Source organism: Nocardia arizonensis, assembly GCF_001310275.1.
Classification (GTDB): Bacteria; Actinomycetota; Actinomycetes; order Mycobacteriales; family Mycobacteriaceae; genus Nocardia; species Nocardia arizonensis.
In genome coordinates this window covers 1-25,332 of sequence record NZ_LGYZ01000024.1, presented here as the reverse complement: position 1 = coordinate 25,332, position 25,332 = coordinate 1, and the positions used below count along the sequence as shown (strand labels likewise).

Here is a 25,332-nt window from a genome sequence, read left to right as displayed (position 1 = left end):
TATAGAGTGCCGGGGTACCGACCGGAGGTCCCCAACCGTGCTCGACGCCGACGACGTGCGCCGCATCGCGCTGTCCTTCCCGCAGACCAAGGAGAAGCAGCGCTGGAACCACCCCACCTTCGACGTGGCGGGCAGGATGTTCCTCACCCTGCCCGACGACCAGAGCTCTTTCGCGGTGCGCTGCCCACGATTCGAGCGCGAGGAATTGATCCTCGCCGAACCGGACAAGTTCTGGGTGCCTCGGCACGAGGCGTCCTCGGCCTGGGTCCGGGTACGGCTGGACGCGCTCGAGGATATCGCGGAATTGCGCGATATCCTGTTCGACTCCTGGCGGCAGACCGCCCCGGATCAGCCGGCCGAATCCACGCAGAGCTGAACCGCGCCGAGCGCCTCTACGTAATGCCGGTCATACCAGGGCATTTCATGATCGAACCGGTCGAACCCTCTCCGCCGTCGATACCGCTCGGCGGCGAAGGCCAAGTCCAACGCTCACGCGGAAAGCGTCCAACGCTCACGCGGACAGCGTCCAACGCTCAAGCTGACAACCGAATACGCAGCACGGCACCGCCCTCGGTGCCCGCGAGCAGTTCGCCGGGACGTTGCGGAACCGCCACAACGGAGGTCATCGGTTCGCCGGTGAGCAGCGTGCACACCGCGCCGCCGCGCGAATCCACGCGGACCAGCGTGCCGGACAGCGTGGTGACATACAGGTATCCGGCGGAATCGATGATCAGGTCGTCGGCGAAATCCGGGGCACCCGGCACCCGGGAGGTCAGATCGGCCAGGACGGTGCGGCGTTCCGGCGCGTCGACCGGGAAGCTCAGCACGCGACCGAGCGGCGCGGAATTGGCCGTCAGGTAGACGACGCCGTCGCGAATGGCGATGCCGTTGGCGCCCGGCACGGCGGCGCGGGCCGACCATTCGGGGTCGACGGTGCCGTCGGGGCGGACACGGATCACACCGGCATTGCCCGCGGCGACGTAGAGCGCGCCGTCGTCGCCGAAGGCCGCGCCATTGGGCATGGAGGCCAATCCGGCGACGAAGACCTCCGGGGCAGGCGCGGGCGCGGCGGGATCGAAGCGGACCACACCGCCGGGTCGCACGGCGCTCACGGGGGTGTCGCCGTAGACCACGTACATCAGACCGTCGGGTCCGAGCCGGACGGCGCCCGGGAATTCCACCGGCACCGAGGCGGTGAGCGCGCCGGTGCGGTCGTAGCGCTGGACCTCGTTGCGGTAGATGCGGGCGACCCACAGATCGCCCCGCGCGTCGTAGCCGACGTTCTCCGACCAGTCCAGGATCGGGACATCGGGGGCGATCGCGGTCTGGGCGAGCGCGGGCGCGCAGGCGGCCTCGGCGCGGGCGGCGGGCGCCACGACCGCCAGGCAGGCCGCGACCAGCGCGGCGACCGACGGCGCGACGCGCAAGACCCGGCGATGCTGCTGGTCAGTGGACATGACCGGACTCCTCACTGCGGGCGGACCCGCGCAGTCTAGTCCGTTCCATGACATTCGTGTGAAGTCCCATGAGTGGCCCGAGATTTGGCAGTATCGTCGAATGTTCTTCTTCGACGGCGCGCGTGGCCGCATGCATTATCGGCGGTGGCCGGTCGACAGCGGTATCGCAGTGGTGGTGTTGCTGCCCGGATTGGGCCAGCACAGCGGGCACTATCACCGTTTCGCCAGGACCCTTCGCAATATGGATATCGAGATGTGGGCGCTCGACACCGCTGGTCACGGACTCAGTGAGGGCGATGCGGACAATCCGGGATCGCTGGCCGAACTGGTGGCCGACGCGACCATGCTGTTCGAGCTCACCCGCGCCCACCTGCCGGACACTCCGATGGTGCTGATGGGTCACTCACTCGGCGCGGTCACCGCCCTCGGCATGCTCGGCGCGGCGGTGCCGGATGTCGCGACCGCCTCGGATCTGTCGGCGGTGGAGGCCGACTGCCCCACGACCCCGAGCGTGCGCGTGGACGCACTCTCCGGCCTCGTCCTGTCCGGCGTGCCCGAACGCGCGCTGGGCGGCGGGGTTCCGGGCGCCCTCGGCACACCGCTGCCGTCGACGCTGCCGGTGCTCGCGGTACACGGTCGAGAAGACAGGCGCGCCCCGATCGATGCCATGAGGGTATGGACTGCGCGCCACGAAACGGTAAATTTGCGTGAGTACGCCGACGCCGGACACGATCTGCTGCACGAGCCGGTGCACGCGCGGGTCGCGGGCGACATCGCGGACTGGTTGGGCAGCGTCGTCGCGGGGTTGGCACGGCAGCGCTGAATCGGCCGGGTCGTGTTCGGCCGATCACCGCCACGACGAGGAAGGGGGACCGCGGTGCGAACGGATGTGACGGCGCTCAATCGAGCGGTCGAGGAGGGGCAGCTCTGGATCGACGGCGTCCTGGTCGCCGACGGGGCCCACGAACGCTGCGCCCAGCGCTACGAACAACTCGCCGACGAGGTGGAGGCGCAGATCCAGGCGTTGCGTTCGGCGACCTCGGTCCCCGGCTTCGGCGGATTCGCCTCCGGCGCGGCGCTGCGCGGCGGCTTCGAGGCCAAGGCCGAGGACGCGGTGACGCGCATGCGGTCCTACGCCGACGCGGCGCGGGCGCTCGCCCAGACCTTCCGTGCCGCCGCGGCGGCCTATACCCGTTCCGACGAGGAGTTCGCGGGCGCGGTCGGTCGGATCACCGGAGGCGAGCATGCGTGAGATGCCGGTCGGCGCGCAGCGCGCGCCGCACACCCGCACCGATCCCGACTACGCGCCCGACGTCGAGGTCTTCGACAATCTGACGCACAGCCGAATCCACGACGGAGTACAGCAATTGGATCCCGCGGCGCTCGCGGCAGGCCAACAGGTCTGGCAGGGTTCGGCGCACGGACTCGCCGACGCGGTCGCCCAGGCGCACACCGACATCCGCGGACTCATCGCCGACGGATGGCGCGGCGGCGCGGCCGATTCCGCGGCCGAGGCGGTACGCGCGTTCGAGCGCGACGGTCAACAACTCGCCGATGTGATGTCGACGGTCGCGCAGCGGCTCGGTCAGGCGAGCGACGCCGCGGAATCGCTGCGCGCCGCGGTCGGCGAACCGCCGTCCCAACAGCCGGATCTCGATGCGGCCCTGCTCGATCCGGGTCAGGCCACCGCCAACAGCGCGGCGCAGAAGTTCGCGGAGAACGCGCGCCAGGACGCGGTGGCGGCGATGGACGGCATCTACACCGGCGCCTTCATCCGCTCCGGGGCGGGCGTGCCCGCCTTCACGGATATCACCCAGGGCGGCGAGACATCTCCCGCCGCCGTGTCCCTTTCGTCCGCCGCGGTCGGCGCACTGCCGGATTCCCCGGCGGATTCCGAACCCGCCGCGGTCCCGCGCATTTCGTCCGTGTCGACGCCCACGGTCACGGCGGTGGCCGCGCCGGCCGAGACATCCGCGCAACAAGCACCGCAGGCCGCGAGCGCCGCGCCCGCGGCTGCCGCGCCCGCGACCGTCTCCACCGTCGCGGCCCCGGCGGCCGTCGACTCCGTCACCGCGGCGCAAGCCCCCACGACGGCCGCCGCCGCGCAGGCGCCCGCCGCGCCGGTCGCTGCCGCGGCCCCCGCGGTCGAGCGGGCGTTCGCCCCGGCCGCGAGCGCGCCGGTCGTGTCCGCGGCGGCGGCGGCCGTCGCACCGACGCTGCCGGGCGCCGGTCACCACGGCGACAACGGTTCCGACGACCGCAAACGCGAGGAGAAACGGCGCGAAACGGGCGGCGGCGACGCGGTCAGCGGTGCGGGGGCGGGCGCGTTCGGCGGACTCATGGGCGGGGCGCTCGCCGCCGACGGCGCGCGCTCCGGGTCCGGGATCGGCGCGCCACCGCCGCACCGGCCCGCGCGCGACGAGGACGACGACGAGGACGACCCGCACTGGTTCGACGACGACGAGTTGACCTTCCTCGAACCGGCCGACGAACCCGGTGAGCTGATCGGAGCGCTCGATCCGACCACGCCGCCGGTGGTCGGAGAGTGGACCGACCTGGAGTGAACTGGACGCTGACTCCCGACCAGTTCGCCTTGGCCTGGGAGCGCACCGACGGTGACCGTATCCCGTATCCGTTGGCCGTCCGATTGTCGGCCCGCGACACCGCCGAGCGGGCGGCGCAACTGCCCGCCCTCGTCGAGTGGTGCGACCGTGTCCTCGACGCCGATCTCGAGGCCGCGCTGCGAGTGCTGGCGCGGCCGACGGTCCGACTCGAGGTCTACGGCGAACAGCATCCCGTCGCCCGCGGACTCGACCGCCCCGCGACGCCTCTCGAATCCTTTTCCCCGACACAGGTTCTCGGCGCGGACCCAGGCTATGATCCGCCGGTCGCAGGTATCGGCGGGTCCAGCGCCCCGCCCCGCCCGGTCCTGACCCCAGGTGTAGCCCGCCGCCCGCTCGCCCCCGGCCCGACGCTTCCCGTCGCGGCCTCCACGGACGAACCCGCCGACGGCGAACCCCGCCCGGTCCGGGTTCTCGGCGCCTGCGCGGGCCATATCGCGGTGGTAGCCGCCCAGCGGCCCGGCGCCGTGCCGGACAGGGGCGGCGACATCCGCCTCTACGTCGGCGGCCCGAAAAGCCTGGCCGCCCGGGTGATCTCGGTACTTCCCGAAATCCCGATGGGCACCAACCCGGCGGTCCGCGCCCCGCTCCCTCGCGTCCGGGAGGACAGTCGCGACCTGGTCACCGTCCCGGTCGCGGGTCCGACCGCGCCCGCCCGCATCCGACGGCTGCTCGGTCATCCACGCATGGGCATCGGCCAGATCGTCGTATCCGCCCGCCGCCCCGACGGCAACCTCCACCCCTTCGGGGTCCTGTGCTGGATCGACGTCATGTCCGACGGCCGCTACGCCATCCGCACCGGCACCGACGTCGAGGTGACCCCGGTGGACGCCGAGGCATTCGCCGCCCAGCTGCGCCCCATGCTCAACGCCGCAGGCCGCACCGGAGCCGACGCCGAACGCCACTGATCCGGGTCCGGCGCGGCGAGCCGCACGGGCCGTTGGCGTGTCGAGTCCGCACCGCGGCGATCAGCGGAGGAGGTCGGTGACCTCGTCGTCGTCGAGTTGGTGGAAGTCGCGGTAGGCGGCGCCCACGCCGCCGAGGGTTTCGGGTATCCAGGGGCAGACGATCTCGTCGGCCTCGGCCGAAACTCGGCGGAAGGCCTCGGAGGAGGAGACCGGAACGGCGACCACGATGCGTTCGGGCTCGTGGACGCGGGCTACCCGGCAGGCGACGACCACGGTGGCGCCGGTGGCCATGCCGTCGTCGACGATGACGACGACCCGCCCGGCGATCGGAATGGGGGCGGTGTCGCCGCGCCAGAGGGTGCGGCGACGCTCGAGTTCGGCGCGCTCGGCGGATTCGACCCGGTCGAACTGTTCGGCGCTGACGCCGCCGTGCGCGACCACGTCCGGGTTCACTACGCGTGCGCCGCTCTCGCCGATGGCTCCCATCGCGAGTTCGGGCTGCCACGGCACACCGAGTTTGCGAACCAGGAGGATGTCGAGATCGCCGCCGATGACATCGCGCACCGCGGCGGCCACCGGCACACCGCCGCGCGGCAGTCCGAGCACCAGCGGCCGCGACGCGCGCAGGTGCTCCAATCGCGCCCCCAGCTCTCGACCGGCGGCGTCCCGATCGGCGTAACCCATCGGCCCGAACGCTACTCCGCCGCGCGTTCGATGATCGCGAATCGGCGCAATGCCAGGCTCGGATTGCTCGCGCGGACCTCCTCCAGCCGGGCCGGGTCCATCTCAGCGGTGATGACGCCGGTCTCGTCGCCGAGTTCGGCGAGAACACGGCCCGCCGGGTCGACGATCATCGACGCGCCCGCGCCGCGCGGAGCGGCCTGATCGGCGGCGACGACGTAGACGGTGTTCTCGATGGCGCGGGCGCGCACGAGCGTCGTCCACTGGTCGACTTTCCCCGGGCCGGGAATCCATTGCGCGGGCAAAAGCAGAACCTCGGCCCCGCCGGCGGCGGCCCGGCGGAACCCTTCGGGGAAACGGAGGTCGAAGCAGGTCTGCATGCCGAAGATCACATCGTCGACGGTGAAGACGGCCGGCGCGGCGATCTCCCCCGCCTCGACCACATCGGATTCCCGGTGCCCGAACGCGTCGTAGAGGTGGACCTTGCGATAGAGCGCGATCCGCTCACCCGCCGGGTCGAAGGCCAGCAGTGTATTGCGGATACGCGCCGCACCCGCGGGGCCGGATTCGATCATCCCGGCCACCAGATATACCCCGGCGTCGGCGGCGAGCGCGGCGAGTCCGGTGGCGAACGGGCCGGTCAGCGGTTCGGCGACCGCCACGACGCGCTCGTCGAGCCGGGTGACGGCGAACATCGAGTATTCGGGCGCGACGACGACGCGGGCGCCCGCGCGCGCCGCCGTCTCGACATGCCCGCGCAACGCGGCGAGATTGTCGACGGGGTCGGTGCCGGGCGCGAACTGGATCGCGGCCACGCCCACCGTGGCGGCGGCCGGTCGGTCGTGCGGGGCCGAGTTATTCGGTGGCATGCGTCTCACCGTATTGGGCCGGTGGCCGGAACTACTACTACAAGGCATTAAACTGATGGTCAATGAGCACCAATGAGGTCGACAGCGTTCCTGGCGACAACGACAGGGACACCGACGGCCCGACCTTCGCCGATCTCGGAATCGATGACCGCGTCCTGGCGGCCATCGCCGATGTCGGCTATGAGTCGCCGTCGCCGATCCAGGCCGCGACGATTCCGCCGCTGCTCGCAGGCGCCGACGTGGTCGGCCTGGCGCAGACCGGAACCGGTAAGACGGCCGCCTTCGCGATCCCCATCCTGATGGGTCTCGATGTCAGTGGGAAGGCACCCCGCGCGTTGGTGCTCGCCCCGACCAGAGAGCTGGCCATCCAGGTCGCCGAGGCGTTCGGCCGCTACGCCGCGCACATTCCCGGCCTGCACGTGCTGCCCATCTACGGCGGGCAGAGCTACGGCGTGCAGTTGTCGGGGCTGCGGCGCGGCGCGCACGTGGTGGTCGGCACCCCGGGGCGCGTCATCGACCACCTGGAGAAGGGCACCCTGGACCTGTCCCAGTTGCAGTACCTCGTCCTGGACGAAGCCGACGAGATGCTGAAGATGGGCTTCCAGGAGGATGTCGAACGCATCCTCGCCGATACACCGCAGGACAAGCAGGTGGCGCTGTTCTCGGCCACCATGCCGCCCGCGATCCGCAAGATCTCCAAGCAGTATCTGCACGATCCGGTCGAGATCACGGTCAAGACCAAGACCACCACCAACATCAATATCAACCAGCGCTGGGTGCAGGTTTCCCATCAGCGCAAACTCGACGCGCTCACGCGGATCCTCGAGGTCGAGTCCTTCGAGGCCATGATCATCTTCGTTCGCACCAAACAGGGCACCGAGGAACTGGCCGAGAAATTGCGCGCCCGCGGCTTCTCCGCGGCGGCCATCAACGGCGATATCGCGCAGAACCAGCGCGAACGCACCATCGGCCAGCTCAAGTCCGGCGCGCTCGACATTCTGGTAGCCACCGACGTGGCCGCCCGCGGACTCGACGTGGACCGCATCTCGCACGTGGTCAACTACGACATCCCGCACGACACCGAGTCCTATGTGCACCGCATCGGGCGCACCGGCCGCGCGGGCCGCAGCGGTGAGGCGCTGCTGTTCGTCGCGCCGCGGGAACGGCATCTGCTCAAGGCGATCGAACGCGCGACCAGGCATCCGCTCACCGAGATGCAACTGCCGAGCGTCGAGGACGTCAACGCCCAGCGGGTCACCAAATTCGGCGACACCATCACCGAGAATCTGGCCAACCCGAATCTGGCGCTGTTCCGCAAACTGATCGAGGACTACGAGCGCGAGCACAATATTCCGCTGGTCGATATCGCGGCGGCGCTGGCGGTCGGGTCCTATGACGGCGACAACTTCTTCATGGAGCCCGAACCGGAACCCGCCGAACGCCCACAGCGGGAGCGCGCACCGCGCGAGCGGCCCGCCCGCGGCTTCGACGACGAGCGCGGCGGCTCCTTCACCCGCACCTCCGGCGTGGAGTTGGCGACCTACCGGATCAGCGTCGGCAAACGCCATCGCGTGGTGCCGGGCGCGATCGTCGGCGCCATCGCCAACGAGGGCGGATTGCGCCGCAGCGATTTCGGGCATATCAGCATCAGGCCGGATCACAGCCTGGTCGAACTCCCCGCCGACCTGTCCGACGAGACCCTGGAAGCGTTGCGGCGCACCAGGATCAGCGGTGTGCTCATCCAGTTGCAGCTCGATCAGGGTGCGCCGCAGCATCGCGCGTTCAGCCGCGGCCCCCGTACCGATCGCGGCGCGGCCAAGCGCGGTGAGCGGCGCAAGCCGCGTTCCTGAGCCGGGCGGATTCATCCAGGTCAGGCGGGCCGGCTAAGGTGTTGCCGTCCGCGTCGCGCCGTCGCGGGTGTCCATAGGGCATCGGCGGGTGCGGGTGTCCCGCAAGACACAGGAGGGCCGCGTTTGTTCGTGTTCGGTGATCGTGTCGTGTGCACCGCCGCTGATCTCGTGCGCGCGGCGCACTGTGAATTCGCGCTGCTGCGCGCCCTCGACACCGAACTCGGCTTACTCGCGGCCGAACCGGGATCGCCCGTGGACGTCACCGATCGACCGCTCGCCCTGAACGCGCCGTTCACGGACACGGCGTCCGCGTACGCGGCATTCACCAAGACGGCGTCCACGAATACGGCAGGTGACGCCCACCCGATCGAGGGGGGCGGCTCGCTTCCCATCACGACGAAGAGCAGGCGCGCGGACGGAACGGAGAGCGGCGCGGACGAGGCGATCCCCGGCGACGCGAACGGCCTGCTCGCGCCTGAATCGCACGGGTGGCTCGCGAGCACCATCGGTCCAATCGCGGACCGGTACGGCGACCCCAACCGGACCGAAAGCTCCTATGCCGCAGGAACTCTCGCACTGACCGATGACACGCCGAGCGCCGCGTTCGGGGATAGCGCGGAGGTCGTCGTGGTGCGACGCCCTGATCCGTTCGCGGCCGATCCGGCGAGTCGGGTGGCCGCCTTCGAAGCGGCACACGCCGAGACCGTCGCCGCGGTGCGGGCGGGCGCGGCGGTGATTCGGGGCGCGAGCTTCTTCGACGGTGAATTCGCCTGCTCCTGCGAGGATTTGGTACGCGAGGGGCGCCGGCTCCGCTATCGAGTGCACGGCGTGGCGACGCCACGGCGCGATCCCATCTCCACCGAACTCGAACTCGCCGCCTGCGCACAGGCCGTCGCCGAGGCGGGCGCCGGTGTCGCGCAGGGCATTCGAATACACGTCGGCGACAATGCCTCCGATCGCCCGTTGCGCCGGTTGGCCCCGATCCACCTGGCGCGCAGGCGGCGACTGGCGCGGATCGTGGCGGACAAGCTCGGCGAGCTGCTACCGGTGCAATGGGGTGATCCGCGCTTCCTGGCCTGCGGCCACTGCCCGACCTGCACCGCCGCACTGACGACCGCGCGGGATCTGCTGCTCGTCGCCGGTCTCGCCGACCCGGTGCGCACCCGCCTACACGAGGCGGGTGTCACGACCATCGACCGTCTGGCCGCCGCCGAATCCACGGTCGCCGGACTCACCGCGCGCACCGTGACCGCGTTGCGGCGACAGGCCGAAATCCAGCTGCGCAGTAGTCGATCCGGCACATTCCGCTACACCGTCATCGACCCGACGCCCCTGGCCGCACTGCCCGCGCCCTGCCCCGGCGATCTCGCCCTGACCGTCGCCGAGACCCCGCGAGGACGCCTGCGCCTCGCGGTCGGCACGGCCGACGCCCCGCACCGCGGCTTCGACGTCCCCGCCGATTCCCCCGCGGCCCGCGACGCCGTGACGGCGCTGGTCGACCATATCGTCGCCCGGCGACGCCGGTTCCCGACCATGCGCGTGTACTACTGGACCCGCGAAGTCCGCGACACGCTCTTGCGCCGCGCCAGCGGCTACGGCGCGGGCGAGGAAGTCGTGGACGAACTCCTCTGTGAGGGCGTACTCGTCGACCTCTATCCGATAGTCCGCGCCGCCCTGGTCATCGGCATCCGCTCCTACACTCTCCCCGACCTGCGCCAATTCCTCGCCGGCACAACGCGACCCGCCGCACCGACGGCGGACGCGCGCGACCCGGCCGAACACCTCGGCGACGCGGCGTCCCCGACGGCCGGCTCGGACACCGGCGCCGCCGCCACACGATCCGCGGGCGCGCCGATCGGCGATCACGCCCGGACCGACGACTGTTCGACCGTACTGCGGCTGCGGGACTGGCTGCTCGTGCGAGCGGCCGAGACCGAAACCCATGTGCCGCCCCCGACTTCCGAATCGTGCGAGACGATCACGGTGCCTGCCGAGCGGCCGTCCTCGCTGGAGGCGGCGCTGGCCGAATTCGCCGCCAAGGCAAGGACTCCGGAGGACGCCGCGCCGCATCCGGCGGCGCTCATGGCGGCCGCGCTCGGGTATCACCGGCGGGAGCGGCGGCCGCTGTGGTGGGCGCATGCGGATCGGCTCGGACATCCGGTGGACGAATGGCCCGACGCAGCAGGGGTTCTCGTCGCGACCCGCGGCACCGTGGACACCAAGTGGCATCACAGTCCCGATCGGCCGACGATGCGGCGCTATCTGACGCTGACCGGCCGGATCGATACCGCCTTCGGCGGCCCGACCACGCTGACGCCGGGAACGTCGGTGCTCACCTTCTACGAGCGCCCGGACGCCGCGGGCAGGCGCGCGACGGCCGTCGCGACCGTGCTCGGCTGTTCGGTCGACGCCGATTTCGCCGACACCGTCCGGGTGGAGGAACTGCTGCCGCCGGGCCGCGCACCGTACGACGAACTGCCGATCGCCATCGCGCCCGGCCCACCGCGCCGCGACGCCGCCACCGTGAGCGCGATGCAATTCGCGGCACAGCAATTGCTGGTGACCCTGCCCGATATCCCGCGGGCCGCGATCTTCGACATTCTCGCCGCTCGCCCGCCGCGTTCGCGGTCGGCCGCGGCATTGCCCCCGGTGCGTGGCGATCACGCGGCGGCCATCTGCGCCGCCATTCGGGACCTGGACAATTCCTACGTGGCGGTACAGGGCCCGCCGGGTACCGGGAAGACCGCAACCGCGGCCAGGGTGATCGAACGGCTGGTGACCCGGGACCGGTGGCGGATCGGAGTGGTGGCCCTGTCGCATCCGACCATCGAGAACATCCTGGACGCGATCGTGGAGATCGGCGTGCTGCCGGAATTGGTCGCCAAGAAGGATGTGGGCGCGGTCGCGCCGGAATGGGCGGTCATCGACGGCGACCGGTATCCGCGCTTCCTCGCCAATGCCGTCAACGGTTGCGTGATCGGCGGCGCGCCGGCGGATTTCGCCGACGCGTCATTGATTCCGCGCGGCGCGCTCGATCTGCTGGTCATCGCCGATGCGGGCCGGTTCCCGCTGGCGGAGTCGATCGCGGTCGGGGCGAGTGCGCGGAACCTGCTGCTGATCGGCGATCCGGTGGCGACGGCGGCGCGCGCGGCCCATCCCGAGCCGGTCGGGAATTCGGCACTGGGCGCTCTCGTGGACGCGGGCGGCACCCTGCCCGTCGATCGCGGCTACTTCCTGGACCGGACCTGGCGGATGCATCCGCGCATCTGCGACCCGATCTCGCGGTTGCGCTACGACGATCGGCTGCGCGCCAACGAGACGGTCACCTCGGCGCGTCATCTCGACGGCGTGCCGCCCGGGATCGAGACCGTGCTGGTGGACCATCGAGGCAACACCACCGAATCGGAGGCCGAGGCGCGGGAGGTGGTGCGCCGGGTGCGCGCCCTGCTCGGCGCGACCTGGTCGACGGGCGCGCTGACCCGTCGTCTGCACCCGCACGACATCTTCGTGGTCGCACCGTACGGCGCGCAGGTCACCCGGATTCGCACCCTGCTGGCCCGCGCCAAGATCGAGGATGTCCTGGTCGGCACCCCCGACCGGTTCCGCGGCCGGGAGGCGGCGGTGGTGCTGGTGTCACTGGCGACCTCGACGCCCGCCGACGCGCCCTACGGGGTGTCGGCGCTGGTGTCGGGCGATCTGATCCACGCGGCGGTGTGCCGGGCCATGTGGAAGGCGGTGATCATCCGATCACGGCTGCTCACCGAATATCTGCCGCCGACACCGGAGGGGGTGGCCGAATTGGCCGCCTTCCTGGAGTTGACCGGTGCTCAGCCGAAGCAGACGCCCTCGCCGCGATAGGTGGGAACGGTGACGCGGGAACCGTCGGCGTCGACGAGGTGGATGCGGTCGAAGCGCTCGCACAGTTCACCGGCCTTGGCGTGGCGGAACCACACCCGGTCGCCGACGCGCAGCCCGGCCGCGGCCGTGAGCGGGGTCTGCACCTCACCGGCGCCTTCGGTACCGATAAGGCGTAATCCGGTGGGCCACACCGGCTTCGGCACCCTGGACGGGCCCGCCGGTCCCGAGGCGATGTAGCCGCCCGCGAAGACGGTGGCGATGGTCGGCGTTGGTTTGCGCAGTACCGATGTCGCGAAGAATAGCGCCGGACGGGGTGTGAAGGACCGGTAGTTGTCGAAGAGGGTCGGCACGTAGAGCCCGGACCCGGCGGTGACCTCGGTGACCGCCGGATCGGACACGCTGACCTCGACCGATCCGCTGCCGCCGCTGTTGACGATCCGCAATTCGCCGACCACCGAGCGCACCGCGTCCAGTACGCGGGTGCGGCGTTCGCCGATTTCGGCGGCGGAGAGCTTCTTGACCAGCCGCACGGCGATATTGCTGTCGGGCAGTCCGGCGATCTGCGCTTCGTAGGTCATCACGCCGACGACCTCGAATCCGCGGTCGTCGGCCGCGCGGGCGAGCGCTTCCGCCTGTTCCGCGGTGCGCACCGAGGATCGCCGCACGCCAAGGTGCAGCGGTCCGATCCGCAGCGAGGCGTCGACGTCCAGGCACACGCGCGGGCGGGCCCGTGCGCCGACGGCGTCGCGAACGATGGTGAGTTGGTCGACGTCGTCGACCATGAGCGTGATGGCATCGCGCAGCGTGGTGTCGGCGGCGAGTTCGGCGAGTGCGGCTCGGTCCACGGTCGGGTAGCCGATGAGCACATCGCGCGCGCCCCGACGGGCCAGCCAGATCGCCTCGGGCAACGAATAGGCCATGATACCGGCGAAGCCGCCCTGTGCGGTGAGCCCGGAGCCGAGTACTTCCTCGAGCACGGCGCGGCAGCGCACGGATTTGGAGGCGACCCGGATCGGCACGCCCGCGGCGCGGCGCACCAGGTCGGCGGCATTGGTACGCAGTGTGGTCAGGTCCAGGGCGGCCAGGGGCGGATCGAGGTCCGCGGTGGCGGCGTGCAGTCCGGCGATCGGCGAGGTCACCGGCCCCAGTGAACCACCGACTTGGTCAAACGTCCAGCTTCACGGGCGCGTGTCACCGAGCGTCGGCGGCCCGGGTGGCCAAACCGCTCACCAGATCGTCGAGTACAACCAGCGTGGTCTCGTCGTCGCAGTCGGCCAGCCAGCGCAACATCGCGCCTTGCAGTACCGACACGGTGTAGACGGCGATGGCCTCCACCGGCTCGAGCCATTGCGCACCCGATCGCAGCGCGCACAGATCGAGGAAGTTCGCGATCTCCGCGTCCATCTCCCGAAATGCCACGGAGGCAGTCGAATCCGGCACACAGTCGGGCTTGCCGTCCCAGCGCTCACGCAGCGAGCGCACCGTATCCTCGTATGCGCGAACCTGTTCGACGGGCGCGGCCTTCACTTCGGGCCAGTACGCGCTGACCCCGGCGTGCAACAAGACCCGTAGCGCCCGGACGCCGCTGAAATCGAGCGAAGCCGCCGCCTTCTCGACGGCCTCACAGATGGTCGGATGCAACCAAACCTCTGCTATCTCTCCACGTGCGCTCAACGACGACTCCCTCGGCAAACCTCGCGCCCGAACCGCGACGCGATTCGCTGAACATTGCGACCACCCCGGTGGACCTCCTCATTGAGATCATCGGGTTGCCCGGTCCAACGCTCACTAATGGTAGAGGGTTATCAAGGTTTGAGAACGGGTTCGATGGGTAATTTCATACTGAAAGATTGTTTTGTTACCCAAACGGGATGCCTTCGCAACCCTTCGCGAGCCCCGGCGAAACACCGTTCTGGGCGCGGTCTCGGCGACCCTCTGCGCGAGAACACCCTCGGACCACTGTACGAGCAAATGCGGTACCGACTGGTTCCGCTGTGGTGGATCCCACAATCGAACCTCGCAATACGGTCATGCGACCGTCGGCGGAATGCCCCGCGAACGACACCGCCGATTACCGGCGACGGCTAACCTGGGCCGGTGACTGTGCTGCCCCCCGTAGACCAATTCCACATCCCCGGAACCTTCAACTTCCGCGATACGGCCGGGCTGCGCACGGCCGAGGGCGCGCGCGTCGCGCCCGGCGTCCTCCTGCGATCCGCCCAGCTCAGCGGGCTGAACGAGGACGGCCACGCCGTTCTGCACGGCCTCGGCGTGCGCGAGGTGTACGACCTGCGCGGCCCGCGCGAGATCGATCACATCGGCCACGACAACCTGCCCGACGGCATCCGCCTCACCGTCGCCCCGTTCGATTCGCGCATGGGCGAGGCCCCGCCGCACGACGCGCAGACCTCCTTCGCGATGGCCCACATGCTCGAGGTCTACCGGTACTTTCCGGCACTGCCCGAGGCGCACGCCGCGATCACCGGAATCGCCGAATCCATCATCGACGGCGACGGCGCGGTACTGGTGCACTGCGCGGCAGGCAAGGACCGCACCGGCTGGGCGGTCGCCACGATATTGCGCGCGGTCGGCGTGACCGAAGCCGATATTCTCGCCGATTTCATGCTCAGCAATGACGCGGTGCCCGCGCTGCGCGCAATGATGTCGGCGAAAGTCCCCGCGGGTATCGAACTCTCCGCCGATCTGCTCGGTGTCCGGGAGGAATACCTGAATGTCGCGATGGCCTCGGCACTGGAACGGCACGGCGATTTCGAGGCGTATCTGACCGCGATCGGCATCACCGCGCAATTGCGCGGGCAGCTACGCGAACGTTTGCTGGCCTGAGCGAGCTGAGGGCCGCCGCCGGCGGTCACCCGCTATCGCCCCGGCGCACCAGCCCGTCGGCGTCGATGGTGACCTGATCGCCGGTGTGGAACCAACTGCCGGTGAAACGGTCCGCGGTGCGCTGCGGATCGTTCCAGTAGCGCCTCGTGACATTCGGTCCCCGACACAGCAATTCGCCACGGCCCGCTTGCGCGTGCGGGCCGAACAGCGCCAATTCCGTACCGCCGAAAGGGAATCCGAGCACCGCGGAGTCCCCTTCGCACCGTTCGTCGAGCGCGAGCCCGATACCGCTGGTCTCGGTCGCGCCCCACACCGACCACTGCCGCGCCGCCGGGAACACCTCGCGCAGGTTCACGGCGGTGCGGGCGCGGCCCTGTGCCGCCGCGACGGGGTCGGCGCGGTGTTCGGCGCTGCTGACCCGGGAAACGCCATCGGTGCGCGGCCCCTTCGTCCCCATCGCGGCGAGTCGGGGCAGCAGCCGGTCGAAGATGCGCGGGGTGCCCGACACCATGTCCACCCGTTCGCTCGCCAGTCCTTCGGCGAGCGAGCCCGCGTCGGGGGCGAGCACGACGGTGCCGCCGACGGCGAAGGTGGGCAGCAACTGGTCGACGCAGCCGCTGGCGTGCGCCAAGGGCAACAGCACCAGGTTGCGCAGGCCCTCACCGGACATATCCAGCACGCCGACCACCGAGCGGATGGCCGACAGCAGATTCTCGTTGGTGAGTTCGACCCCCTTGGGCCCCTCGGCACTGTCCGCCGAGCCGCGTGTGTAGCACAGCAGCGCGAGATCGCTCAGCGCCGCGCCGTCATCGATATAGGCCGCGCCGCTCGGCAGCTCGCCCGTGCCGTCCAGCACGAAATCCGCACTGCTGTCGGCGATCACGCGTTCGGCGACCCGCTCGGGCATGCCGTCTTGCACCAGCACCGGTACCGCGCCGCTGAGCAGTGCACCGAGGAATGCCTGTACCCAGCGCACGCCGCCGGGCATGTGCACCGCGACCCGGTCGCCGTATCCGATGCCGTGTTCCTGGAGACCGCCCGCGATGCGCGAGGCGGAATGCCACAGTTGGCGATAGGTGAGCCGGGGTCCGCCGATCTCCACCACCGCCTCGCGCGCGGCGAAGGCGTGCACCCGCAGGTCAAGCAACTCGGTGAGCGCCGGGGTCAGATCGTCGTAGCGCAGGACGCCGTCGGCGCCGCGCGCCAGCGAGTTGTCGCAGCCGGCGCCGCGCGCCGGCGAGTTGTCGCGGCCGGACCCGCGCGCCGGCGAGTTGTCGCAGCCGGGTGGACGGATCAGGGGGTATTCGACCAGGAACTGCTGCGACATTCGTCCTCCGCGGGTGCCTCGAGCCAGCAGGCACCTGCGACTATATGACGCGGATCACAATTTCGCAGCCATAGCGGCGATCCGGGTCCGCCCGGCGATGTGGCTCAGCGGCCGTTGTAGGTCGCCTTACCCGGTCCGACCTCCAGGAAGCTGCGCACCGCGCCGTGCAGATCCTCGGTGTCGAACAGCAGGCCGGAAACCTGCGGGGTCACCGAATCGGCATGCGCCACGCCGCCGGACCGCCACGCCGCGACAATCTGCTTGGTCGCCGCGTGCGCCCGCGTCGGGCCGTCGGCCAGACGGCGCGCCAAGGCCCGCGCCTCGGTGTCGACATCCTCGTGCACGGCGTTGACCACTCCCCATTCGGCCATGGTCGCCGCGTCGTATAGGTCGGCGGTCATCACGAACTCCCTGGCCCGGCCCGAACCCGCGCGCTCGGCGAGCCGCTGCGGACCGCCCATCGACGGAGTCAGCCCCACCACCGTCTCCACCAGGCCGAACTTCGCCTTCGGCGCGGCCAGGATGATGTCGCAGGCCAGCGCGATCTCGAAGGCCGCGGTGAGGGTGAGCGCGTGGGCGGCGAAGATCACCGGACACGGCAGCGCCTCGAGCGGATGGATGATCTGGGCGAACAGCGTGCGCCACAGTTCGGCGCCCTGCTCCACCGACAGGCCGTCGAAGACGTGGACGTCGACCCCGCCGGAGACCAGCTTGCCCTCGGCCCGCACCAGCACCGCACGCGGCGGGCGCGCCGACAACTCCGCGATATCGGCGACGAGCGCGTCGAACATCGCCTGGTCGAACAGGTTGAGAGGAGGATTGGCGAAGGTGAGGATCGCCACCTCCGCGCCGCCGTCGGTGACTTCGCGTTCCAGCCGAGTGGCCTTCGTTTCACTCATCCGATCAGCCTAGATCCTTCGTCTGCGAAACTGTCCGGGTGACGAGGACATCAGAATCCGGTTCCTACGTCGAAGCCGGTGAATTCAAGCGCGACACGAACTACATCTCCACCCGCATCACCGCCGACGGCCGCGACGGCTATCCGGTCGAGGCGGGTCGCTATCGGTTGATCGCCGCCCGCGCCTGCCCGTGGGCCAATCGCTCGCTCATCGTACGCAGGCTGCTCGGCCTCGAGGACGCGCTGTCGCTCGGCCTGTGCGGGCCCACCCACGACAGGCTGAGCTGGACCTTCGACCTCGATCCCGGCGGCGTCGACCCGGTACTCGGCATCCCCCGCCTGCGCGACGCCTATCTGGCGCGTTTCCCCGACTACCCGCGCGGCATCACCGTGCCCGCCGTGGTCGACGTGCCGACCGGTCAGGTGGTCACCAACGACTACGCGCAGATCACCCTGGACTTGTCCACCGAGTGGACGGCCTTGCACCGGCCCGGCGCGCCGCAGCTGTATCCGCGAGCGCTGCGGGCCGACATCGACGAGGTCAACCTGGCGGTCTTCCGCGATGTGAACAACGGCGTGTACCGCTGTGGATTCGCGGGCACGCAGGACGCCTACGACGCGGCCTACGATCGCCTGTTCGCCCGGCTGGACTGGCTCGCCGAGCGGCTCGCGAAGCAGCGGTACCTGGTCGGCGACACCATCACCGAGGCCGATGTGCGGCTGTTCACCACGCTGGTGCGCTTCGACCCGGTGTATCACGGCCACTTCAAATGCAATCGGGTCAAACTCACCGAGATGCCGGTGCTGTGGGCATACGCCCGCGATCTGTTCCAGACCCCCGGCTTCGGCGACACCGTCGACTTCGGCCAGATCAAGACCCATTACTACGTCGTGCACACCGACATAAACCCGACCCGGGTGGTCCCCAAGGGGCCGGATCCGGCGAACTGGCTCGAACCGCACGGCCGCGAGGCGCTGGGCGGTCGCCCGTTCGGCGACGGCACCCCGCCACCGCCGCCGCGGGCCGGTGAACGGGTGCCCGCGCTAGTCGCGCCGTAATCGGGGTATTCCCTCCTCGCGTGGGAACCGATCCCGCGTAATGGATCGTTGCCGTGTTGGGCCGAGCGCCGTTCGGTGCCATAGAGTTCGCTGAGACACGGCTACAGCTGAGACGACACAGCGACAGCTGAGACTAAGGGGTGTTGCCGATGAGAACCGGCGCATTGGAGAAGACCGTGATCGGCCTGCTCGAGAACGGCTCGAAGCTACAGGCGCCCGCGGTGGACCGCTACGTCGACATGGTCCGGCGCTCACACCCCGACGAGACACCCGCACAGGTGATCGCGCGAATGGAGCGGATGTACCTGCTCGCGGTCACCGGCAGCGGCACCGCGGCGGGCGCCACCGCCGCCATGCCCGGCGTCGGCACCATCGCCTCGCTGGCGACCATCACCGCCGAGACCGCGTTCTTCCTGGAGGCGTCCGCGCTGTTCACGCTCGCCATCGCGGCCGTGCACGGCATCTCTCCCGAGGACAAGGAGCAGCGCCGGGCCCTGGTGATCGCGGTGGTGCTCGGCGACGCGGGCATGGATATCGTCGAGCGCTCGGTCGGCCATTCGGCCAAGAACTGGGGCACCCTGCTCGCCAACCGCGTGCCCGGACTCGCGGGTATGAACGACTCGCTGATGAAGCGGTTCCTGGTGCGGTTCGTGACCAAGCGCATGGCGCTCATGGCGGGCAAGGTGATTCCCATGGGCATCGGCGCCGTCATCGGCGGCGTCGGTAACCGTGCCCTCGGACAGACCACGATCACCAACTCGCACAAGGCATTCGGCCCACCGCCGCGGACCTGGCCCGCCGCACGGCATCTGATCGTCGAGGCCGATCCGCTGAAGGCGATCGACCCGGCCGCGGAGCGCGGCACCGAACCGCGATGAGCGCTGCGCGCCCGGCGTTCGCCGCTCGCGGACTGACCAAACGCTACGGACTCGACGCGGCGGTGGAGAACGTCAGCTTCAGCGTCGCGGCGGGGACGTGCACCGGCCTGGTCGGTCCCGCGGGCGCGGGCAAGTCGACCGTTCTGCGCGTGCTGCTCGGACTGGTCCGCCCGACCACCGGCACCGCGTCGGTGGGCAGTCCCGGCGCGCGGGCACGCATCGGCGGCGGCTCCCCGATCGGCGCTCTGCTGACCCCGCGCGGACTGCACCCCTCGCGTTCGGTGCGCGATCACCTGGCCGTCTACGCGGCCGCCGCCCGGGTGCCGGACGGCAGGGTCGCGGACCTGCTCGACCTCGTCGGCCTGACCGAGCACGCCGATACCCGGGCAGGCGCGCTGAGTCCCGGGCAGAGCACCAGGGCCGCCCTGGCGACGGCGCTGCTCGCCGAACCACCGCTGCTGGTACTGGACGAGCCGACCGAAGGACTCGAGCCGGGTGAGCGCACCCGGCTGCACGATCTGCTGCGCGGCTATCTACGCCGCGGCGGGACCATTCTGCTGGCGAGCCGGTCGCTGGCCGCGGTGGTACCCGTACTGGACAACCTGGTGGTGCTGAGCGAAGGCGCGGCCGTCTACGAGGGCACCCCCGCCAAACTGCGCCGCGGCCATCCCGACCGCATCGTGGTCTCGGCGTCGGTTCCGGTGGCGTTGGCCACGGCCCTTGCCGCGCGCGGCTACACCGATACCGTCATCCGGCCCGACGGCCGCCTTGCCATCGCCGAGGCCACCGAGGCGCAGATACAGGAGGCCGCCGCGCGGGCAGGCGTGCGACTCGACGCCATGACGCCCGACCCGATCCACCCCGACCGGGTGCTCGGCGCCCTGACCACGCCACGCAACACCGCGCCGCGGCCCCTCGCGGCCCCCGCCTACCCGACCCCTGCCGCGCCCCCGCGGCAGCCGACGCCCTACGGAATCCCACGGTGACCCCCCTCCTGCCGCCCGATCTCGTCCCGGCCCTGCACGCCGAAGCGCGCAAGGTGAGCACCCTGCGGTCGAATCGCACGCTCGTCGGCACGCTGCTCGCGGTGACACTCGTGGCGACCGGCGTGACCGCCCTCATCTCCGGTCCGGCCGATCCCAAGTCCGATCCGGCGACCGGCGCGGCCTCGGTCGGGCTGTACCTGGGTATCGCAGTCACCGTGGTCGCGGCCGGGATATTCGGGGCGTTCGCGGCGGGCGCGGAGTTCCGCAACGGGTCCATGCCGCTCACCGTCCTGTCCGCACCCGACCGCGACCGGGTGGTCGCCTCGAAATACCTCGTCACCGCGGTATCCGCGATGGCCGCTTGCCTCGGGGTCGACCTGGTCGGCTTCGGTTGTCTATTGCTCGTCGGACGCGACAAGGTCGAGGTCGGGCCGCGGTTGTTCGCCGTACTCGGCTGCGCGCTGATCGCGGTGACCTGCTGGTCGCTCATCGGCGCGGGCCTGGCGCTGCTGTTGCGGCAGGCGAGCGGCACGGTCGCGCTGCTGGTGGCCTGGCTGGTGGTGATCGAACCGCTGATCTGGGTGGTCGCAGGCGCGCTCGATATCGGCGGTATCGCGACGCTGCTGCCCGGATCGGCCACCGTCGGCTCCGTCGCCGTCGGCTCCTTCGTCGACAGCGACATCCTCGCCCCGACACCCGCGGCGCTGGTCGTGCTGCTGCTGTGGACGGTCGGCGTGGCGGGTGCGGGCTGGTGGACATTCCGCACCCGCGAACTCTGATCCCGCCGCCGGGCCGCACGCAGCGGGAATAGGGACCTGTCGGCCGCGCGTCGTAACGTCGGTGAGTATGACCGGGGGCGATGTGGCGATGACGGTGTCGGACGGGCGCGCGCGGCGACGGCCGGGGTGGATTCGAAGGCTGTGGGCGGCCTCGCTGCGCCATCGGGGCACGCTGGCCGGTATCGGCGCGGCCGTCGCGCTCGGCGCCGTCGTCGAGATCGCCGCCCCGCTGCTGACCAAACGGGCCGTCGACGCGGCGGGCGTCGGCGATACCGGGGTGATCGGCGTGATCGCCGCCTTGCTCGTCCTGCTCGCGGTCGGGCGGTTCGTTTCCTCGCTCGGACGCCGGGTGCTGGCCGGGCGGCTGTCGCTCGACGTGCAGCACCGGCTGCGCGTCGACCTGCTGGCCGCGCTGCAACGCCTGGACGGCGTGGGTCAGGACACGGTGCGCACCGGTCAGGTGGTGTCGCGATCCATCACCGATCTGCAACTGGTGCAAGGCCTGATGGCGATGGTTCCGTGGTCGGGGCTGGCCCTGCTGCAATTCGCGCTGGCCGCCGTGGTGATGCTGTGGCTGTCGCCGCCGCTGGCGCTGATCGCCCTGCTCGTCGTGCCCGCCATCGCGGTGGTGGTCTACCGGGTGCGGCCGCGCCTGTACGCCGCGACCTGGTCGGCGCAGCAGCGCGCCGCCGATCTGGCCCAGCACGTCGAGGAGACGGTGACCGGGGTCAGGGTGGTGAAGGGTTTCGGGCAGGAATCCCGGATGGTCGACATCCTGGAGCGCCACAGCCGCGATCTCTACGCCGAACGCATGCGGGCCGCGCGCATCGACTCCCGCTTCGCGCCGGTGCTGACGGCCGTTCCGCAGGCGGGCATGGTCGCGGTGATCGTGGTCGGCGGTCTGCTGGCCATGCACGGCCAGATCGGCCTCGGCACCTTCCTCGCCTTCGCCGCCTACGTCACCACCATGACCGCCTCGGCGCGCACGCTCTCGGCGCTGATCATCATGGCCCAGCTGACCCGTGCGGCGGCCGAACGGGTGTACCAGGTCATCGACACCTCCCCCGTCGTCACCGACCCACCGCGGCCCGCACCGCTGCCCGACGGCCCGCTCGGCATCGATATCCGGGGACTCACCTTCGGCTTCGATCCGCGGCGCCCCGTTCTGCGCGATCTCGACCTCACGGTGCGACCGGGAGAGACGGTCGCGATCATCGGACCCGCCGGGTCAGGCAAGTCGACGCTGGCCCTACTGCTGCCCCGCTTCTACGCCCCCGACGGCGGCAGTATTCGGCTGGTCGGCCGATCCACGGGCCGGGCCGGGCGCGCCGATGGCAACGGGTCGGGCGGCGACGGGCCCGCCTCGGTCGATATCGCCGAGGTCGCGGCCGACGACCTGCGGGCGGCGGTCGGCGTGGTGTTCGACGATCCGTTCCTGTTCTCCGACACCATCGCGGCCAATATCGCCCTCGGCAGACCCGAGGCCACCGACGCCGAGATCCGCGCGGCCGCCGGACTTGCCGCGGCCGACGAGTTCATCACCGCGCTGCCCGACGGCTACGACACGGTGGTCGGGGAACGCGGTCTGACCCTGTCCGGCGGCCAGCGCCAGCGCATCGCCCTGGCCCGTACCTTGCTCGCGCGTCCGCGCATCCTGGTCCTCGACGACGCCACCTCGGCGGTGGACGCGGTCACCGAGGCGGCGATCTTCGACCGCCTGCCCGATCGCGGCAGCCGCACCACCCTCATCCTGGCCCACCGCGAATCCACTCTGGCGCGGGCCGACCGGGTCATTCGCCTGCCCGCACCCGGTGGCCACGCCGCGCCCGCCCCCGGATACGCGACCGCGGGCCGCGGCCCCGATCCGGCCGCGGGCCCGGGCAACTGGGCCGGGGCGACCGGCGCGCTGAGCGAGACGCCCGAACTACGCCGCACCATCGCCCGCCTGCCGCCTGCCACCGAGGAACCGGAGATCGATGAGCGCGAACTGCGCGAGCCGGAACCTGATTTCCGACTCGGCCGGCTGCTGCGCCCGGTCGCGGCACTCGTGCTGAGCGTGGTCGCCCTGTTGGCCTGCGACGCGCTCATCGGCATCGCCTTCCCGCCGCTGGTGCGGTTCGCCATCGACCGCGGTGTCACGCACGGTGACGCCGCCGTGCTCGGGCGGGCGGCGATACTCGGCGCCGCGCTGGTGCTCGCGGGCCTTGCGGCCGGGGTGGCCACCACCGTGCTGACCGCGCGCACCGGCGAGCGGGTGCTGTTCGGTCTGCGAATACGCAGTTACGCGCATCTGCAACGGCTCGGCCTGGACTACTACGAACGCGAACTGTCCGGCAAGATCATGACGCGCATGACCACCGACGTCGACGCGCTGTCGACGTTCCTGCAAACCGGTGTGGCCACCACGCTGATCGGCGGGCTCACCCTGGTCGGTATCGCGGTCGCGCTGCTGGTCATCGACCTGTCGCTGGCGGCGATCGTGCTCGCGGCACTGCCACCGCTGCTGCTCGCGACGCTGCTGTTCCGATGTTACTCCGATATCGCCTACACGGTGTCGCGAGAACGGGTCTCGCTGGTCAACGCCCATTTCACCGAGAACGTCACCGGCTTGCGCGCGGTGCAGGCCAACCGGAACGAACCCGTCGCGGCCCGGCGTTTCGCCGAATACTCGGTGCGCTACCGGCATTCGCGCATGCGGGCGCAATGGGCCATCGCGCTGTACTTCGCCTTCGTCATCTCCTGGGCCGATCTGGCGCTGGCCGCGGTGGTCTTCGTCGGTGCGCGCGAGGTGGCCTCGGCGACCACGACGGCGGGTACCCTCATCGCCTTCGTGCTGTACCTGGAGTTGCTGTTCGCGCCGATCATGCAACTGTCCCAGGTGTTCGACGGCTATCAGCAGGCCCGCGTCGGCCTGCGCCGCATCGGTGAACTGCTGCGCACGCCCTCCTCCATCGCCGCCGATCCGCCCGACGCGGTCGCCATCGCGGCGCGGCTGCGCGGCGACGTGGCGGTCGAGGACGTCGACTTCCGCTACGCGGGCGCACGGGATCCGGCGTTGCGGGGGGTGGACCTCGATATTCCCGCCGGTTCCACCGTGGCGCTTGTCGGCCCGACCGGGGCGGGCAAGTCCACCATCGTCAAACTGCTTGCCCGCCTCTACGATCTGCCGCGCGCGCCCGGCAGCGGCGCCATCCGGGTCGACGGCGTCGACATCCGCGACTACCGCCTCGCCGACTACCGCTCGCGCCTCGGCATCGTGCCGCAGGAAGCTCACCTGTTCACCGGCGACGTGGCGAGCAACATCGCGTTCGGACAACCATCGGCGACCCCGGAACGCATCGCCGCGGCGGCACAGGCGGTGGGCGCGGCCGACATGATCGCGGCGCTGCCGCTCGGTATGGGCCAGCCGGTCGGCGAACGCGGCCGGGGGCTGTCGGCCGGGCAGCGTCAGCTGGTCGCGCTGGCCCGAGCCGAACTCGTCGATCCCGACCTGTTGCTGCTCGACGAGGCCACCGCGACACTGGATCAGGAGACCGAGGCATCGGTGCTGGTAGCGAGCCGATCGCTGGCACGGGGACGCACCACGGTCGTGGTCGCGCACCGGCTCGCAACGGCGGCGCGCGCCGACCGGATCGCGGTCGTCGACCACGGCCGGGTCATCGAGTTCGGCACCCACGATGAACTGCTCGCGGCCGACGGCGCGTACGCGCGGCTGTGGTCGGCCGCCGAACCGATCATGAGCTGAGCGCGGCGCCGCCGACGCGGATGTGGTGCGGGCGACACCGCGCCGGACGGAAGGAATATTCTCGTCAACGGACGAGTCGCAACAGGGTGAGTCCGGTATGTCCGGCGGTGGAAGTCATCGCCGATTTGCTGCTGGGCCTATCCTCAATGAGGGCGCATCGGCGCGCATCCGCTGATCCCCGGTGCCGGGCACGTCACAAACGTCGCAGCGCGAAGAACGAAATGAGGCGAACACCTGCTGTGAGCAGCTCAACTTCCCAGTTCGGACAGAACCAGTGGCTGGTCGACGAGATGTATCAGAAGTACAAACAGGATCCATCATCCGTCGACGCGAGCTGGCACGAGTTTCTGGCCGACTACACCCCCGAAGCGACCGGCGAAAACAACCAGCCCGCCACCGCGGCGCAGACCGCCGCCACCGCGACGGCGGTGAAGACCGCTCCAGCGCCGAAGCCCGCCACCACCCGTACCGCTCCCGCCCCTGCCGCCGCCGAAGCACCCCGGCCTGCGGCGCGCACCGCCCAGCCGGCGCCCGCGCAGCCCGCCGCGCCTGCGCAGCCCGTCCAGCCCGCC

21 protein-coding genes are annotated in these 25,332 nt (G+C 70.7%); 14 read left to right on the top strand and 7 right to left on the bottom strand.

All coding sequences use genetic code 11. From position 1 onward, the window contains the following. Positions 1-376 (top strand): MmcQ/YjbR family DNA-binding protein (locus tag APZ21_RS03940; protein WP_338048704.1); only part of this gene is annotated, 376 nt, incomplete at its 5' end. A 157-nt stretch (positions 377-533) separates the two neighbouring features. On the opposite strand, the gene APZ21_RS03935 is transcribed toward APZ21_RS03940, so the two are convergent. After that, positions 534-1,457, bottom strand: coding sequence for an SMP-30/gluconolactonase/LRE family protein (locus tag APZ21_RS03935; RefSeq protein ID WP_054811835.1), 924 nt, complete (start codon positions 1,455-1,457; stop codon positions 534-536). 100 nt (positions 1,458-1,557) lie between these two features. On the opposite strand from APZ21_RS03935, the gene APZ21_RS03930 reads away from it, so the two are divergent. From APZ21_RS03930 to APZ21_RS03915, 4 genes are read left to right on the top strand one after another with little or no spacing between them, the layout of a single operon-like run. Further along, positions 1,558-2,280 (top strand): alpha/beta hydrolase, encoded by a 723-nt coding sequence (locus tag APZ21_RS03930; protein WP_054811834.1) that lies wholly within the window; start codon positions 1,558-1,560, stop codon positions 2,278-2,280. Between the two features lie 54 nt (positions 2,281-2,334). Then, a complete protein-coding gene (locus tag APZ21_RS03925; protein WP_054811833.1) occupies positions 2,335-2,709 on the top strand; it encodes a type VII secretion target in 375 nt (124 codons plus the stop codon). Next, positions 2,702-4,021: a WXG100 family type VII secretion target gene (locus APZ21_RS03920; protein ID WP_054811832.1), complete on the top strand. Its 1,320-nt coding sequence runs from the start codon at positions 2,702-2,704 to the stop codon at positions 4,019-4,021. Before APZ21_RS03925 ends, APZ21_RS03920 begins: the two co-directional genes overlap by 8 nt. After that, positions 4,018-4,986 (top strand): ESX secretion-associated protein EspG, encoded by a 969-nt coding sequence (locus APZ21_RS03915; RefSeq protein WP_054811831.1) that lies wholly within the window; start codon positions 4,018-4,020, stop codon positions 4,984-4,986. The genes APZ21_RS03920 and APZ21_RS03915 overlap by 4 nt, the downstream gene beginning before the upstream one ends. A gap of 60 nt (positions 4,987-5,046) precedes the next feature. Here the strand turns inward: APZ21_RS03915 and APZ21_RS03910 are convergent, their stop codons facing one another. Together APZ21_RS03910 and APZ21_RS03905 are read right to left on the bottom strand one after the other, a co-directional pair. After that, positions 5,047-5,670 (bottom strand): phosphoribosyltransferase, encoded by a 624-nt coding sequence (locus APZ21_RS03910; RefSeq protein WP_054811830.1) that lies wholly within the window; start codon positions 5,668-5,670, stop codon positions 5,047-5,049. An 11-nt stretch (positions 5,671-5,681) separates the two neighbouring features. After that, on the bottom strand, positions 5,682-6,536 hold the full coding sequence (locus APZ21_RS03905; RefSeq protein WP_054811829.1) for a carbon-nitrogen hydrolase family protein: 855 nt from the start codon (positions 6,534-6,536) through the stop codon (positions 5,682-5,684). Positions 6,537-6,598: 62 nt separating this feature from the next. Here APZ21_RS03905 and APZ21_RS03900 point away from each other — a divergent pair, with 62 nt between their 5' ends. Together APZ21_RS03900 and APZ21_RS35400 are read left to right on the top strand one after the other, a co-directional pair. Beyond that, positions 6,599-8,386, top strand: coding sequence for a DEAD/DEAH box helicase (locus APZ21_RS03900; protein WP_054811828.1), 1,788 nt, complete (start codon positions 6,599-6,601; stop codon positions 8,384-8,386). 129 nt (positions 8,387-8,515) lie between these two features. Further along, complete coding sequence (locus APZ21_RS35400; protein ID WP_239476475.1) at positions 8,516-12,244, top strand: bifunctional RecB family nuclease/DEAD/DEAH box helicase; 3,729 nt, start codon at positions 8,516-8,518, stop codon at positions 12,242-12,244. Here APZ21_RS35400 and APZ21_RS03890 read toward each other — a convergent pair. Both APZ21_RS03890 and APZ21_RS03885 read right to left on the bottom strand, forming a co-directional pair. After that, positions 12,214-13,392: an amino acid deaminase/aldolase gene (locus APZ21_RS03890; RefSeq protein ID WP_371852341.1), complete on the bottom strand. Its 1,179-nt coding sequence runs from the start codon at positions 13,390-13,392 to the stop codon at positions 12,214-12,216. The genes APZ21_RS35400 and APZ21_RS03890 overlap by 31 nt on opposite strands. A 43-nt stretch (positions 13,393-13,435) precedes the next feature. Beyond that, positions 13,436-13,918 carry a TetR family transcriptional regulator gene (locus APZ21_RS03885; protein WP_082392812.1) on the bottom strand — a complete coding sequence of 161 codons (483 nt, stop codon included), beginning with the start codon at positions 13,916-13,918 and terminating at the stop codon, positions 13,436-13,438. Positions 13,919-14,341: 423 nt separating this feature from the next. Here APZ21_RS03885 and APZ21_RS03880 point away from each other — a divergent pair, with 423 nt between their 5' ends. Continuing rightward, positions 14,342-15,088 carry a tyrosine-protein phosphatase gene (locus APZ21_RS03880; RefSeq protein ID WP_054811824.1) on the top strand — a complete coding sequence of 249 codons (747 nt, stop codon included), beginning with the start codon at positions 14,342-14,344 and terminating at the stop codon, positions 15,086-15,088. 25 nt (positions 15,089-15,113) lie between these two features. Here APZ21_RS03880 and APZ21_RS03875 read toward each other — a convergent pair whose 3' ends face one another. Together APZ21_RS03875 and APZ21_RS03870 are read right to left on the bottom strand one after the other, a co-directional pair. After that, entirely contained in the window at positions 15,114-16,415 is a 1,302-nt protein-coding gene (locus APZ21_RS03875) for a class I adenylate-forming enzyme family protein (protein ID WP_082392811.1), read from the bottom strand. A 104-nt stretch (positions 16,416-16,519) separates the two neighbouring features. After that, the gene (locus APZ21_RS03870) at positions 16,520-17,314 is read right to left on the bottom strand and encodes an enoyl-CoA hydratase/isomerase family protein (RefSeq protein ID WP_054811823.1); all 795 of its coding nucleotides are present in this window, start codon (positions 17,312-17,314) and stop codon (positions 16,520-16,522) included. A 38-nt stretch (positions 17,315-17,352) separates the two neighbouring features. Here APZ21_RS03870 and APZ21_RS03865 point away from each other — a divergent pair, with 38 nt between their 5' ends. The 6 genes from APZ21_RS03865 to APZ21_RS03840 all read left to right on the top strand — a co-directional run. Beyond that, a complete protein-coding gene (locus APZ21_RS03865; protein ID WP_054811822.1) occupies positions 17,353-18,372 on the top strand; it encodes a glutathione S-transferase family protein in 1,020 nt (339 codons plus the stop codon). A 149-nt stretch (positions 18,373-18,521) separates the two neighbouring features. After that, positions 18,522-19,250, top strand: a complete 729-nt coding sequence (locus APZ21_RS03860; protein ID WP_054811821.1) for a hypothetical protein — start codon at positions 18,522-18,524, stop codon at positions 19,248-19,250. After that, positions 19,247-20,236: an ABC transporter ATP-binding protein gene (locus APZ21_RS03855; RefSeq protein ID WP_054811820.1), complete on the top strand. Its 990-nt coding sequence runs from the start codon at positions 19,247-19,249 to the stop codon at positions 20,234-20,236. Before APZ21_RS03860 ends, APZ21_RS03855 begins: the two co-directional genes overlap by 4 nt. Beyond that, entirely contained in the window at positions 20,233-21,015 is a 783-nt protein-coding gene (locus APZ21_RS03850; RefSeq protein ID WP_054811819.1) for an ABC transporter permease, read from the top strand. The genes APZ21_RS03855 and APZ21_RS03850 overlap by 4 nt, the downstream gene beginning before the upstream one ends. Before the next feature lie 67 nt (positions 21,016-21,082). Beyond that, complete coding sequence (locus tag APZ21_RS03845) at positions 21,083-24,760, top strand: ABC transporter ATP-binding protein (protein WP_063125150.1); 3,678 nt, start codon at positions 21,083-21,085, stop codon at positions 24,758-24,760. A gap of 239 nt (positions 24,761-24,999) precedes the next feature. Then, on the top strand, positions 25,000-25,332 hold a 333-nt coding region (locus APZ21_RS03840; RefSeq protein ID WP_275426178.1), incomplete at its 3' end, for a 2-oxoglutarate dehydrogenase E1 subunit family protein.